A 14,044-nucleotide genomic window follows, 5' to 3' on the forward strand; every position below is an offset into this window, starting at 1 on the left:
TGTCGTAGGAGCGGATTTATCCGCGAAGCAAGTCCCGACCCCCTCCCGCTCAGAGGATGTTGGAATAATCTGCTTCGATCCGGTCCAGGCTCAAATGGTTCAGGAAGTTGGAGAAGCACATCCAGGCTGACAGGGCATTCATGTCACGGAACTGATCAGGCAGGTATTTGGGCGCGACCACCAGACCTTCATCCACCAGTTGGCGCAAGGTACGCATGTCTTCAAGGGTCGTCTTGCCGCAAAACAGCAAGGGCACCTGTTCGAGCTTGCCTTTTCGTACGGCCAGCTGAATGTAGTTGTAAATCATGATGAAGCCCTTGAGGTAGGACAGATCCTTGGTGAATGGCAGCCCGTTTGGCGTCGAGCCACGGAACACCCGGCTGGCGTTGCCATAGCTGTCGGCCTGACTGAAGCCCTGTTCACGGTAGAAGTCGTACACCTGCAGGAAGTCCGCGCCCTCCTCGGCCATGTGAATGGCGCGGGTGCGATTGGTCAGCTTGCGCAAGCGGCTGGGGTAGGAGGCAAAAGCGATCACCTCCATGAGAATCGCCAGGCCCTCCTGGGTCACGGTCGACGAGGGCGGGCCTTTGGACAAAAAGGTGCAGATCGGCTGGTTCTGGCCATTGAGGGTGGTGCCGACATGCACCAGCCCCTCGTGGACTTCCAGGGCGCGGACATCGCGCTGGTTGAACATCGCATCGGATCGGATCTTGATGTAGTCGGCGCCGGCGGCGGCGTCGGCCACGATGCCGTCTGACTCGAACACCCGCACGGTCTCTTCGCCCCCGCCAAATACCCGGTTCAGGCGCTCTTGGAGAATCTCCACGGCGTCCTTGGCGGTCAGGGTCTTGGGTTCGTCTTTGAGGTCGCCGCGCCCGGCAATGTTGTTCAGATAACCGGAGAGCATCACCCCCAGGTCGGACAGGGTCGGGTCGCCGGCATGAAATGCGTCGGACGCCGCGCCATACAGCTCTTGGGAGATCAGGCCGAAATCCGCCGTGCCACGCGCTTCAAGCATACGAATGACCATGCGGTATTCGCGGCACATGCGGCGCATGATCTGCCCCACCGGGTTGAATTGCCCCAACTGGCGGGTGACATCGCGCTCGATGTTCTGGAATTCCTGCTTCAGCGCAGCAGAGTCGAAGCCCAGTGGCCGGCCTTCGTAATAAGCGCGATCGACTGCGGGCAGCTCTTTGCCCTTGGCGGCCAGAAAGCCCTTGCGCACACTGTCGTCCCACTTCACCGCATCGAGCACACGGATCGGCGTCTGCGCCGTGACGATCCGGTCCGATAAGCCACGAATAGTCTGCTGGTATTCGTCCACCCGGTACTCCTTGATCCTGATGTTGACTTAAAAACTACCTGCTGGCTGAGCGCCATTGCTGCGTAAAAAACAGGCTGCCTCGCCAACGTTTTTAAGTTTCTGCTAAGCCATTGCGAGAAACAGACGCATCTGACGAATCAGAATAGCCAGTCGCTGCCCGTTCGGCGGGTCATTGAGACCGTGCAACAGGCCCTGATATTCCATCCGCCGGATCATGCCCGTCAACACTTCGGCGTCCTGCTGCGGCTGCTCTGAACCCAGCACCTGAAGAAACTGGCAGGCACCGCGAAACAGGATCTGCTGGTGATCAGCGACCAACAGCGCCAGGCGCGGGTTGATCAGGGCTTCAAGGTAAAAGGCATGCTCGGCGATCAGTTGATCGCGGCGGGTCTGTAATTGATGGTCGATGTAGTCGTGGATCATGCGTGCGATCACGTCGGCTACACGCTGCCGGTCGTGCGGGCTGCCGTCGTTGCCAGCGAGCAAATCGCGCAGGATCACTTCGGTGTTTTGCCACAGCCGCGCCAGGTAGGCGGCACTGCGTTGCACATATTGCGCGAAGGCATCGTTGAGCAGGTCATCGATGTCTTTGAAGTAGTAGGTGGTGGCTGACAGCGGCACATCGGCCTCTGCGGCCACCGCACGATGCCTGACCCCACGTACACCGTCACGGATGACGATACGCATGGCAGCATCAAGAATGTCCTGGCGCCGCTGCTCGCTACCCCGCCGACTGGCCTTGCGGCCCTGATAGCGGACGTTCTGAGCGACGGCGCTGGCGACGTTGGCAGGTCCTTGGGTGGCGTCATTCACCACGGTTCTCCTTGAATCGTAGCGCGGCGGCCTTGGTGCCATTCGCGGCTAAAGCCGCTCCTACGGCGTACGAGGTAGGAGCGGCTTTAGCCGCGAAACCGACTTATGCCTGTGGACGCATGTGCGGGAACAGGATCACGTCGCGGATCGACGGCGAGTTGGTCAGCAGCATGACCAGACGGTCGATGCCAATGCCTTCACCGGCGGTCGGCGGCATGCCGTACTCCAGCGCACGTACGAAGTCGGCGTCAAAGTGCATGGCTTCGTCGTCGCCAGCGTCCTTCTCGGCCACCTGGGCCTGGAAGCGGTCAGCCTGGTCTTCAGCGTCGTTGAGCTCGGAGTAGGCGTTGGCGATTTCGCGGCCGCCGATGAACAGCTCGAAACGGTCAGTGACGTTCGGGTTGTTGTTGTTGCGGCGCGCCAGCGGCGACACCTCGAACGGGTATTCAGTGATGAAATGCGGCTGCTCCAGCTTGTGCTCGACCAGCTCTTCGAAAATCATCACCTGCAGCTTGCCCAGACCTTCGTGGCCCAGCACCTTGGCACCGGCCTTTTTGGCGATGGCGCGGGCTTTATCGACGTCTTGCAGGTCGCCTGCGGTCAGCTCAGGGTTGTACTTGAGGATCGAGTCGAACACCGACAGGCGCACGAACGGCTCGCCGAAGTGGAACACCTTGTCACCATACGGCACGTCGGTAGTCCCCAGTACCAGTTGCGCCAGCTCGCGGAACAGCTCTTCGGTGAGGTCCATGTTGTCTTCGTAGTCGGCGTAGGCCTGGTAGAACTCAAGCATGGTGAATTCAGGGTTATGCCGGGTCGAGACGCCTTCGTTACGGAAGTTGCGGTTGATCTCGAAGACTTTCTCAAAGCCACCAACCACCAGCCGCTTGAGATACAGCTCCGGCGCGATGCGCAGGAACATGGCCATGTCCAGGGCATTGTGGTGGGTTTCGAACGGCTTGGCCGCCGCACCGCCAGGAATGGTCTGCAGCATCGGCGTTTCGACTTCCAGGAAGTCGCGCTTGGCCAGGAAGCTGCGGATGTGCGAGATCACCTGCGAGCGCACCCGGAAGGTGTTACGGGTTTCGTCGTTGACGATCAGGTCTACGTAGCGCTGACGATAGCGCTGCTCGGTGTCGGTCAGGCCGTGGTGCTTGTCGGGCAGCGGGCGCAGCGACTTGGTCAGCAGACGCACGCTGGTCATCTCGACATACAGGTCGCCCTTGCCGGAACGCGCCAGGGTGCCTTCGGCAGCAATGATATCGCCCAGGTCCCAGGTCTTGACCTCGGCCAGGGTTTCTTCGGACAGGGTCTTGCGGTTGACATAGACCTGGATGCGCCCGGTCATGTCCTGGATCACCATGAACGCGCCACGGTTGAGCATGATGCGACCGGCAACCTTGACGGGAATCGCAGCCTCGGCCAGTTCTTCCTTGGTCTTGTCGACATACTGTTTCTGCAGGTCGTTGCAGTAGTTGTCACGGCGGAAGTCGTTGGGGAAGGCCTGGCCCTTGGCGCGGGCTGCGGCAAGCTTTTCCTTGCGCAGTGCGATCAGGGTGTTTTCTTCCTGTTGCAGGTCTTGCGATTCGGTCTTGAGGTCGCTCATGTCGTAATTCTTTCCATCAGGTGTTCGTTGCCCCTGCGGGCAGGGCACGCGATACCGGCACAGCCTGGTATCGCGGCGGTGGTGTGCGGCTTACAGCCCCTGCTTGAGGCTCGCTTCCAGGTACTGGTCGAGGTCGCCGTCCAGGACTTTCTGGCAGTCGCTGCGCTCGACGCCGGTGCGCAGGTCTTTGATGCGCGAGTCATCAAGCACATACGAGCGGATCTGGTGACCCCAGCCGATGTCCGACTTGCTGTCTTCGAGGGCCTGCGAAGCGGCGTTGCGCTTTTGCATTTCCAGCTCGTACAACTTGGCCCGCAGCATTTTCATGGCGGTGTCTTTGTTGGCGTGCTGGGAGCGTTCGTTCTGGCAACTGACCACGGTGTTGGTCGGCACGTGGGTGATCCGCACCGCCGAGTCGGTGGTGTTTACGTGCTGACCACCGGCACCGGAGGAACGGTAGGTGTCGATACGCAGGTCCGACGGGTTGATCTCGATCTCGACCTTGTCGTCGATCTCGGGCGACACGAACACCGCCGAGAACGAGGTGTGGCGACGTGCACCGGAGTCGAACGGGCTCTTGCGCACCAGACGGTGGACACCGATCTCGGTGCGCAGCCAGCCGAAGGCGTACTCGCCCTTGATGTGCACAGTGGCGCCCTTGATACCGGCGACTTCACCCTCGGACAATTCCATGATGGTCGCGTCAAAGCCGCGCTTGTCGGCCCAGCGCAGGTACATGCGCAGCAGAATGTTGGCCCAGTCCTGAGCCTCGGTGCCGCCGGAACCGGCCTGGATGTCGAGGTAGGCGTTGTTGGGGTCCATCTCGCCACTGAACATGCGCCGGAATTCGAGCTTCTCCAGCGCTTCGCGCAGGCGCTCGACTTCCGCGACGACGTCGGCGACAGCGCCTTCGTCTTCTTCTTCGGCAGCCATCTCAAGCAGGTCTTTGGCGTCGGTCAGGCCGCTGCCAAGGTCATCGAGAGTGGTGACGATCTGCTCCAGCTGGGAGCGTTCGCGGCCCAGGCTCTGGGCGTATTCAGGCTTGTTCCAGACGTTAGGGTCTTCGAGCTCGCGGGTGACTTCAACCAGACGATCATGTTTGTGATCGTAGTCAAAGATACCCCCGAATGGTTTCGGAACGCTCGGAGAGGTCCTTGATGCTGTTCAGAATCGGGTTGATTTCCATGGTCGGCAGCACTCGCAGGCGAAAATTACAAAGCCGGTGAGTATACCTTAGGCGTAGTGGCGAAAGCAGCCCCGTCGGACGGGGACGCCGCGCATTCACTTCAACGGCGGGTGAACCCACGATGCCTGTGATGCCGCCTTCGTCAGCGAGCTGACTCCCACCGGCCCAGCATCATGCCCGAATCGCAGGAGACTGATCCGGCGACCCCGTTGCGGTCAGGCGCCCCCCACCTGCACCTGATTACGCCCATTATGCTTGGCCGCATACAGCCCCTTGTCAGCGTCCAGAATCAACTGTCGGCTGTTGCCGCCGGGCTGCGGGATCACGGTGGCGATGCCGATGCTGACCGTCAGGTGTGAACCCGGTGCCGGTGCGATGTGCGGGATGTTCATGCTGGCGACGCTCTGGCGCAGTTTTTCGGCCAGCAATCGGGCGCCGCCGGGGGTGGTGTTGGGCAATACCATGGCGAATTCTTCGCCGCCGTAGCGGGCCGGCAGGTCCGAGGGGCGGCTGCAGTTGGCACGGATTGCCTTGGCCACCTGGCGCAACGCTTCGTCGCCCTCCAGATGACCAAAGCTGTCGTTGTAGGCCTTGAAATAGTCCACATCGATCATCATCAGTGACAGCTGGCTTTGCTCACGGGTGGCGCGGCGCCACTCAAGCTCCAGGTATTCGTCGAAGTGACGACGGTTGGACAGCCCGGTCAGGCCGTCGGAGTTCATCAGCCGCTGCAGTACCAGGTTGGTGTCGAGCAGTTGCTGCTGGCTGACCCGCAAGGCGCGGTAGGCCTCGTCGCGCTGCAACAGGGTCAGGTAGGAACGCGAGTGGTAGCGGATGCGCGCCACCAGTTCGATGGTATCGGGCAACTTGACCAGGTAATCGTTGGCTCCGGCCGCGAAGGCCGCGCTCTTGATCAGCGGGTCCTCCTTGGTCGACAGGACAATGATCGGAATGTCCTTGGTCAGCGGATTATTACGGTACTCGCGCACCAGGGTCAGGCCGTCCAGGCCCGGCATCACCAGGTCCTGGAGGATGACCGTCGGTTTGATCTGCACCGCCTGGGCGACGGCCTGATGCGGGTCGGCACAGAAATGGAAGTCGATCAGTTCTTCATTGGCCAGGCCACGACGGACCGCCTCGCCGATCATGGCCTGGTCATCGACCAACAGGACCATGGCGGAGTTTTCGTCCGGAGCCTTGATATCTTCTGTCTGCAAGTCATGCATGAAGCATCTCCTGGTCACCGGCTGAAGGTGATTTCACCTGGAAAATCATTATGCGAATACCTCAACCAAACGCGGAGCAATAGTGCGCAACGGGCGGATCTCGACGGCGGCATCGATAGCGGCAGCCGCCTTGGGCATGCCATATACAGCGCTGCTGGCCTGATCCTGAGCGATGGTCAGAAATCCTTTCTGGCGCATGGCCTTGAGTCCTTGAGCACCATCGCGACCCATGCCGGTCAGTAACACTCCCACTGCATCACCACTCCAATAGCGGGCCACACTTTCGAAAAAAACATCAATCGAGGGCCTGTAGATTTCGTTTACCGGCTCGGCCGTGTAGGCGAGCGTCCCGTCCTGCAACAGACGGATATGGTGGTTGGTTCCGGCCAGCACCACCTGACCCGGTTGCGGCGGCTCGCCCTCGCGGGCCAGGCGCACCGGCATACCTGAGGCACTGCTCAGCCACTCGGCCATGCCGGCAGCGAACACCTGATCGACATGTTGCACCAGCACCACCGCCGCAGGAAAGCTCACCGGCAGGCCTTTGAGCAATTCTTCCAGCGCTGCCGGCCCACCTGCCGAGGAGCCGATGGCCACCAGACCGCCGCGGCGCACCGCGCCCTGCAAGACAGTCCCGGCGCTGCGTTCGCGTGCGCTGCGCTGGCCGATCAGCCAGCCAATGTTGAATATCTTGCGCAGTAGCGGCGCGGCAGCTTCTTTCGGATCGCCCGCACCAACAGCCGGGGTGTCCACCACATCCAGCGCGCCGTGGCCCATGGCTTCGAATACACGATGGACGTTCTGTTCACGATCGACCGTGACCAGAACGATAGCGCATGGTGAGTCGGCCATGATCCTTCTTGTGGCCTCGACGCCGTCCATCACCGGCATGATCAGGTCCATGAGGATCAGGTCCGGGGTGTTTGCCGCGCACATCTGCACCGCCTCGGCGCCATTACGGGCGACCCAAACGATCTGGTGCTCGGGCTCGAAGGCCAGGGCGCGCCGCAGGGCTTCAATGGCCATGGGCATATCGTTGACGATAGCGATCTTCATCCCTGCGCGTCTCCTATCAGTTCCACCACAACATCAAGCAAGGCGTCGTCATGGAAACTGGCTTTGGCCAGGTAATAATCGGCCCCGGCATCCAGCCCCCGACGGCGATCTTCCTCACGGTCCTTGTAGGAGACCACCATCACAGGCAGAGATTGCAGCCGGGTATCACGGCGCACCAGCGTAACCAGCTCGATACCGTCCATGCGCGGCATGTCGATATCGGTAATCAGCAGGTCAAAGTCCTCGGCGCGCAAGGCGTTCCAGCCATCCATGCCATCGACCGCCACGGCCACTTCATAACCGCGACTGACCAGTAACTTGCGCTCCAGCTCACGTACCGTCAACGAGTCATCGACGACCAGAACCCGTTTGCGGGTCACATTGCCATTATGGCGGTTCTGGCGATCAACGCGCTCCAGTCTTCCGGTATTCAGGAGTTTTTCCACCGAGCGCAGCAAATCTTCGACATCGATGATCAGGACCACCGAGCCATCGTCCAGCAATGCACCGGCCGAGACATCCTGAACCTTGCCAAGACGCGCATCCAGCGGCATGACCACCAGGGTCCGCTCACCGATAAAACGCTCGACCGCCACGCCATACACCGCGTCACGCTCGCGGATCACCACCACCTTGAGATTGTCCTGGGCATTGGCGCTCGGTGGCCGGTTGAGCAACTGGCTGGCCGCAACAAGGCCAACGTGGCGGCCTTCATGCCAGAAATGCTGGCGGCCTTCCAGTTGCACGATGTCCTCGGCTTCGAGGTCACGCATGCGCTCGATGTGCGCCAATGGGAAGGCATAGGCTTCGCCGCCGACATCCACCACCAGGCTGCGCACCACCGATAAGGTCAGCGGCACTTCGATCCGAAAGCGACTGCCCTGCCCGGCCTGCTGCTCCAGCGTCACGGCACCGTGCAACTGGCGCACCATATGCTGCACCGCGTCCAGGCCCACGCCGCGCCCGGAAATCTGGGTGACCTTGTCGCGCATGCTGAAGCCAGGCAGGAACAGGAAACTCAGCAGTTCTTCTTCGCTCATCTGCGCCGCCGTTTCAGCCGGCGAGAGCTTGCGGGCGACGATGGCATTGCGCAGCTTTTCGAGGTCGACACCACCGCCGTCGTCGGTGAGCTCGACCACCAACATGCCCGCCTGGTGAGAGGCGCGCAGGCGAATCGAACCTTCGCTGTCCTTACCCAGCGCCTGACGTCGCTCTGGCGATTCAATACCGTGATCGACCGCGTTGCGCAGCAAGTGAGTCAGCGGCGCCTCAAGCTTTTCCAGCACTTCACGGTCGACCTGGGTCTTTTCGCCATCGATATCCAGGCGCACCGGTTTGCCGAGCTCACGGCCCAGGTCGCGGACCATCCGCGCCTGACCACCCAGCACATCGGCAAACGGCCGCATCCGGCAGGCCAGGGCGCTGTCATACAGCGACTGGGCACGCTGTGCAGACTGCCAGCCGAACTCATCAAGTTCTGCCGCCTGCTCAATCAGCATGTTTTGCGCCTGCGACAGCAATTGCCGCGCGTCCTCCAGTGCTTTTTGCGCCTCGGGGCTGATCTGGCTCTGGTTGAGACTGGCCTCAAGCACCTGCAACGCCCGGTCACTGCCCAACTGCAGACGCTTGAGACGCTGCATGCCGGTCAACAGGGGTTTGATGCGCTGACTTTCGACCAGCGATTTGCTGGACAGATCAAGCAACCCGTTGAGGCGCTCGGCGGTGACACGCAATACCCGCTCGCCACCTTCGGCAACCCGTCGGTCACGCAACGGGCGTGGCGCAGAGTCGGCTTGCGCCGTGGCAAGCGGCCCGCTGTCGACATCGACAACAGGCTCGACAGGCGCGGCAGGCGGCTGGGGGACCGGCGCTGGCGCTTCGGCGGCCAGCAACGCCGACAAGTCGGCCTGGGCTTCGGGCGACAGCCCCAACACCAATGAGTCAGGCAAGCCGGGCCCGGCCAGCGCCGCACTGTCGGCGGGCGCAGGCTCTGGCGGACGGCTGACGCTGCGCCCGCTGCCGACCCCAGAGCTCATCAGCTCATTCATGCGCTGTACATAGGCGTCCACAGCCGACTGATCGACGCTGCCATCGCCTGGCGTGGCGATGCGCATGAGCATGTCGGTGCCCGACAGCAACGCATCGATATGCTCCGGCTGCAGCACCAGACGCCCCTCCTGGCCGGCAACCAGGCAGTCCTCCATGACATGGGCAACGCTGACGCCGAAGTCCACGCCCACGATGCGTGCCGCGCCCTTGAGCGAATGGGCGGCGCGCATACAGGCTTCGAGATGATCGGCCTGGGTCGGGTTACGTTCCAGTTCCAGCAGGCCGGCGCTCAGTACCTGGGTCTGCGCCTCGGCTTCCAGGGTAAACAGTTCGAACAACGAGGCGTCGCGCATCTGGTCCGGGGTCATGTCAGGCTCCGATGCACTGCCACCAGCAGCTCTTGTTCATCAAGCAAACGCAGGCTGCGATCCTTCCAGTGCAGCACGCCCCGGGTAAAGCGGGCGTTGGCATGAGTACCGGAGGCCGACGCCGACTCAAGCAGCGCCTGCTCCATGGCATGAATGCCATCGACCTCATCCACCGGCACCACCACCGGACCGCCTTCGGCCGCGACGATGAGCATGCGCGGCATGATCCGGTTATTGGCCGGCGAACAGGCGCCGGTTTCCAGGCCCAGCAACTCGACCAGCGAGATACACGCCACCAGGGCGCCACGGACATTGGCAACCCCCAGCAATGCCCGCGAACGTTGGTGCGGCAGCGAATGGATCGCTTGCATCGGCGACACCTCAACCAGGCTGCGGGTGGCCAGGGCCAGCCATTCATCACCCAGGCGAAACACCACTACCGAACGGGTGTTGGCCCTGCCCTGTTGCTCGGCGCTGCGCGAGCGGTCGTGATAGTCCTGCGCCAGGCTGTAGCGATCGAGCAAGCGCGTCGCCGCTGCCGAATAGACTTCGCAATTACGGCAATGGATGTGCCCGGCCAGCAAGGGGCAAGAGCGGTCACCATGAATACCGATGCGATTCCAGCAATCGTCGATGTCCTGACCGTCATCCTGGGTAAGGCTTGCAAGGCTGACCCCGCTCATCAGCTGTTTCCTTGTTTATTGGCGCCACGTGCTGCTCGTTCGAGCAAGCGCCGGGCACCGCTGCTATCGCCTTGTGCGGCCAGTACAGCAGCCAGTTGCGCCAGGGCTTCGGGGTGCTGGGGTTGCAGATACAACGCTTTGCGGTAATGCTCCTGCGCTTGCTGGACTTTGCCTTCCACTTCACTGAGCAAGCCCAGCCAGTAGAACACCTGGGCCACCGGCTCGTGCCGGGCCAGATACCGCTGGCAGGCCGCTCGCGCCTCACTGCTTTTGCCCTCATTGGCCAGGCTGGCAATAGCCGCCAGCTCGGCATCGGGCTGCGCCGCTGCCGGGGCCTGGCTGCCAGATGAGCCAAACGCGCTGCCCGCCACCCGCGCCGCGGTGCCCGGCGCAAATGGCCGTGGGGTGCTGCTCGGCACGCTGCGTACCGCAGGCTGGACGAGCACCGGCGCCACTGGAGCGGGTGCCGGCACCGCCGGGGCACCGAGTACCACCGGCCGCGGATCATCAGCCCGTGCATGGCGAAACGCGAACGACTGCGCAACGTTGATCGAGCGCATGCCGATCTGCGCCAACAGATTGCCCTCGGCCGGGCCGATAAACAGTACGCCGTCTTCCAGGGTCAGGCGCTTGAGCACCTCGAATACATGAGCCTGGGTCGGCCGGTCAAAGTAGATCACCAGGTTGCGACAGAACACAAAATCGCAGGCCGGCTGGTTGGCCAGTGCCGGATCAAGCAGGTTGCCGGGTCGAAAATCGACACAGTCACGTACCCGCTCAGCCACCTGCCAGCCATCGGCCAGCTGGCTGAAGTAACGTTCACGAAAGCTCAGGTCGGTGCCCCTGAACGAGTTCTTGCCATAGATCGCGCGCTTGGCGCGCTGGATCGACAACGGGCTGATATCGATCGCATCGACGCGAAACTGCTGCGCCGCCAGGCCTGCGTCAAACAACGCCATGGCGATCGAATAAGGTTCTTCGCCGGTCGAGCATGGCAGGCTGAGAATACGCAATGGCCGCGCACCCGCCAGTGCCTGGACCCGCGCCAGCGCCAGTTTGCCAAGCGTGGCGAAAGACTCCGGGTAACGGAAAAACCAGGTTTCAGGAACGATCACCGCTTCGATCAGTGCCTGCTGCTCAGCCGCTGAGGTCTGCAGCAAGGCCCAATAGGCGTCGCTGTCGGCGGCGCCGGACGAAGTGGTGCGCTGGCGCAATGCCCGCTCGACGATGGCCTCGCCCACGGAGGTGACATCCAGGCCGATGCGCTCTTTGAGAAACGCGAAGAACCGCGCGTCATTACTCATGGCGCATCCTCCAGCAGCTCGATGTCCGGCGCGACCACCGGATACAGCAGTTCGCGCACCGGCTCACTGAGCAACTCCTCGACGCGGATCCACTGCAACAGCCCCTGCTCATCTTCGCGTACCGGCCCCAGATAGGGCGACAGGCGATTTTCCAGGCCGTACTCCTTGAACTGCGCAGCCGGACAGCGCAAGGTCTCGGTAGCCTGCTCCAGAATCAGGCCCAGCAACTGCGCCGGGTGCTGATCGTCGTGGCGGTAGTGCACCAGCACCATACGGGTGCTGGTGCGGGCGCGGGCCGGAGTGCCAAAACTCAAGGCACTGATATCAATAACCGGGACGATTTCGCCACGGTGGGCGAAGATCCCTGCCACCCAGGCCGGCGCCTTGGGAATCACCTTGAGTTTCAAGCGTGGCAGTACCTCGGCGATCTCCCGGGCCTGCAGCGCGTAGCGTTCTTCGCCGATGCGAAACAGCAGAAACAGCGTATCGCGCACGGACCGCTTGGGTGATTGCTCAACCATGACCGGGTCTCAAACCTTGAAACGCGAAACGCCGCTGCGCAGCCCCACCGCAACCTGACTCAACTCGTCAATCGCGAAGCTGGCCTGGCGCAGGGACTCGACAGTCTGGCTGCTGGCATCGGCCAGTTGCACCAATGCCTGGTTAATCTGCTCGGCACCACTGGCCTGGGCCTGCATGCCGTCGTTGACCATCAGCACGCGTGGCGCCAGCGCCTGGACCTGATGAATGATCTGCGACAGTTGCTCACCGACCTGGGTGACCTCAAACATGCCGCGGCGGACTTCTTCGGAAAACTTGTCCATGCCCATGACACCGGCCGAGACCGCCGACTGGATTTCGCGCACCATCTGCTCGATATCGTAGGTTGCGACGGCGGTCTGGTCGGCCAGGCGCCGCACCTCGGTCGCCACCACAGCAAAACCGCGGCCATATTCACCGGCCTTTTCGGCCTCGATGGCCGCATTGAGCGACAGCAGGTTGGTCTGGTCGGCGACCTTGACGATGGTCACCACCACCTGATTGATATTGCCGGCCTTCTCGTTGAGGATCGCCAGCTTGGCATTGACCAGATTGGCCGCGCCCATGACCTGATGCATGGTTTCTTCCATCCGCGCCAGACCTTGCTGGCCGGAGCCGGCCAGCACCGAAGCCTGGTCGGCGGCCGAAGTCACCTCGTTCATGGTGCGCACCAGGTCCCGTGACGTGGCGGCGATCTCTCGCGACGTCGCGCCAATTTCAGTGGTCGTGGCTGCGGTTTCAGTCGCGGTGGCCTGTTGCTGCTTGGACGTGGCGGCGATTTCGGTCACCGAGGTAGTGACCTGCACCGAGGAACGCTGGGCCTGGGCCACCAATGCGGTCAGCTCGGTCATCATGTCGTTGAAGCCGGTCTGCACGACATTGAATTCGTCGTTGCGGTCCAGATTCAGGCGCTGGCTGAGGTCACCGGTGCGCATGACTTCAAGGATGTCGACCAGCCGCTGCATCGGCGCGATGATCGAGCGCATCAGCAGCAAGCCGCAGGCACCGGCCGCGGCAATGGCGATCAACAGAGAAATCACCATGCTCACTTTGGCGGTCAGCACGGCGTCGACAATGTTGTCGGTGGCCTGATCGGCCAACTGCTTGTTGGCCACGATAATGTCGTTGAGCTGCTTGCGCCCCAGCGTCCACACCGGATTGACCTGGTCGTAGAATTCGGCCCTGGCCTTGGCGTATTCACCCCGCTCATAGGCGGCATGGGTTTCCTTGAGCAGCCGCGAGTAGAGTTCGCGCTGGGTTTCGAACTGCTGGAAAGTGGCTTTGTCGGAGTTATCGAAAATCGACTGCTTATAGCCGTCGATCTGCTTTTGCAGAGCATCTTCGAAGCCCTTGAACTGCTCGCGCTCGGACTGGGTCAGCGGTCGCCCCTGGCCTTCACCGATCAGTTCAAGGGTACGGATATAACTCTCGCCCCAGGTGCTACGCACCAGGGTGCTGTAATAAACCCCCGGCAACGCGTCCAGGCGAACCACCTCTTCGCTGGACTCGATCTTCAACAAGCGCGAGTAAGACGCCACCACCATCAACAACATGATCGTGATGATTACGGCAAAACTCGCCAGGATCCGTTGGCGCAAGGTCCAGTTTTTCACAGTCATCCCTCAAGCGTTCAACACCGACCGGGCGGTGTTCATGAAGTTGGACCGAACCCCGGCCCAGGCGCGCTGAGTATAGCCCAGCCATTAATCCAGTAGCGCGTCCATGGGCAAGTAAATAACAACGGCCAGAACAAGTATTTGAGTGCGTCCCCGACCCGTCGGAAAAATCTCGACAAAAGCTCTGCGACGCAGGCTGGCGCCGTCCCTGCGGCCCATTCAACAGTATTTGGCGGCGCCATGTTTAATAGATAGTTACCACCTTTGGCC

9 protein-coding genes and 4 pseudogenes are annotated in these 14,044 nt (G+C 61.8%); all 13 read right to left on the reverse strand.

The annotated features are described in order from the left end of the window. Nucleotides 1-49: 49 nt before the first annotated feature. Complete coding sequence (locus tag NJC40_RS25980; protein WP_253115514.1) at nt 50-1,327, reverse strand: flavohemoglobin expression-modulating QEGLA motif protein; 1,278 nt, start codon at nt 1,325-1,327, stop codon at nt 50-52. A gap of 102 nt (nt 1,328-1,429) precedes the next feature. Further along, nucleotides 1,430-2,182, reverse strand: coding sequence for a TetR/AcrR family transcriptional regulator (locus NJC40_RS25985; protein ID WP_492180424.1), 753 nt, complete (start codon nt 2,180-2,182; stop codon nt 1,430-1,432). A 61-nt stretch (nt 2,183-2,243) separates the two neighbouring features. Further along, nucleotides 2,244-3,746 (reverse strand): lysine--tRNA ligase, encoded by a 1,503-nt coding sequence (lysS, locus tag NJC40_RS25990; RefSeq protein ID WP_253115510.1) that lies wholly within the window; start codon nt 3,744-3,746, stop codon nt 2,244-2,246. 90 nt (nt 3,747-3,836) lie between these two features. Then, nucleotides 3,837-4,932, reverse strand: a protein-coding gene (gene prfB / locus NJC40_RS25995; protein ID WP_144403170.1) for a peptide chain release factor 2 whose coding sequence is annotated in 2 segments (ribosomal slippage) — nt 3,837-4,859 and nt 4,861-4,932 — 1,095 coding nt in all. Because the reading frame shifts where the segments join, the coding sequence is not laid out codon by codon here. Nucleotides 4,933-5,147: 215 nt separating this feature from the next. Further along, on the reverse strand, nt 5,148-6,158 hold the full coding sequence (locus NJC40_RS26000; protein ID WP_253142774.1) for a response regulator: 1,011 nt from the start codon (nt 6,156-6,158) through the stop codon (nt 5,148-5,150). Nucleotides 6,159-6,206: 48 nt separating this feature from the next. Next, entirely contained in the window at nt 6,207-7,214 is a 1,008-nt protein-coding gene (locus tag NJC40_RS26005) for a chemotaxis response regulator protein-glutamate methylesterase (RefSeq protein ID WP_253142775.1), read from the reverse strand. Next, nucleotides 7,211-9,145, reverse strand: a pseudogene (locus tag NJC40_RS26010) (hybrid sensor histidine kinase/response regulator); the annotation flags it as partial. The gene NJC40_RS26005 and the pseudogene NJC40_RS26010, both read right to left, overlap by 4 nt. A 77-nt stretch (nt 9,146-9,222) precedes the next feature. After that, nucleotides 9,223-9,631: pseudogene (locus NJC40_RS26015) on the reverse strand (Hpt domain-containing protein); the annotation flags it as partial. Further along, a complete protein-coding gene (locus NJC40_RS26020; RefSeq protein ID WP_045481297.1) occupies nt 9,628-10,314 on the reverse strand; it encodes a chemotaxis protein CheW in 687 nt (228 codons plus the stop codon). The pseudogene NJC40_RS26015 and the gene NJC40_RS26020, both read right to left, overlap by 4 nt. Further along, complete coding sequence (locus NJC40_RS26025; RefSeq protein WP_045481300.1) at nt 10,314-11,618, reverse strand: CheR family methyltransferase; 1,305 nt, start codon at nt 11,616-11,618, stop codon at nt 10,314-10,316. Before NJC40_RS26025 ends, NJC40_RS26020 begins: the two co-directional genes overlap by 1 nt. After that, nucleotides 11,615-12,139, reverse strand: a complete 525-nt coding sequence (locus tag NJC40_RS26030; RefSeq protein WP_045481303.1) for a chemotaxis protein CheW — start codon at nt 12,137-12,139, stop codon at nt 11,615-11,617. The genes NJC40_RS26025 and NJC40_RS26030 overlap by 4 nt, the downstream gene beginning before the upstream one ends. Before the next feature lie 9 nt (nt 12,140-12,148). Continuing rightward, nucleotides 12,149-13,318: pseudogene (locus NJC40_RS26035) on the reverse strand (methyl-accepting chemotaxis protein); the annotation flags it as partial. Next, nucleotides 13,292-13,777 (reverse strand): annotated as a pseudogene (locus NJC40_RS26040) (MCP four helix bundle domain-containing protein); the annotation flags it as partial. The pseudogenes NJC40_RS26040 and NJC40_RS26035, both read right to left, overlap by 27 nt. Nucleotides 13,778-14,044 lie beyond the last annotated feature (267 nt).

Origin of the sequence: Pseudomonas sp. 21LCFQ02 (assembly GCF_024129895.2) — a bacterium.
GTDB lineage: Bacteria > Pseudomonadota > Gammaproteobacteria > Pseudomonadales > Pseudomonadaceae > Aquipseudomonas.

Excerpts from the sequence above, each read along its gene's own strand:
- NJC40_RS26025 (WP_045481300.1), bottom strand. The coding sequence starts at position 11,618 with ATGAGTAATGACGCGCGGTTCTTCGCGTTTCTCAAAGAGCGCATCGGC.
- NJC40_RS25985 (WP_492180424.1), bottom strand. The coding sequence starts at position 2,182 with ATGGCACCAAGGCCGCCGCGCTACGATTCAAGGAGAACCGTGGTGAAT.
- lysS (WP_253115510.1), bottom strand. The coding sequence starts at position 3,746 with ATGAGCGACCTCAAGACCGAATCGCAAGACCTGCAACAGGAAGAAAAC.
- NJC40_RS26000 (WP_253142774.1), bottom strand. The coding sequence starts at position 6,158 with ATGCATGACTTGCAGACAGAAGATATCAAGGCTCCGGACGAAAACTCC.
- NJC40_RS26005 (WP_253142775.1), bottom strand. The coding sequence starts at position 7,214 with ATGAAGATCGCTATCGTCAACGATATGCCCATGGCCATTGAAGCCCTG.
- NJC40_RS26030 (WP_045481303.1), bottom strand. The coding sequence starts at position 12,139 with ATGGTTGAGCAATCACCCAAGCGGTCCGTGCGCGATACGCTGTTTCTG.
- NJC40_RS26020 (WP_045481297.1), bottom strand. The coding sequence starts at position 10,314 with ATGAGCGGGGTCAGCCTTGCAAGCCTTACCCAGGATGACGGTCAGGAC.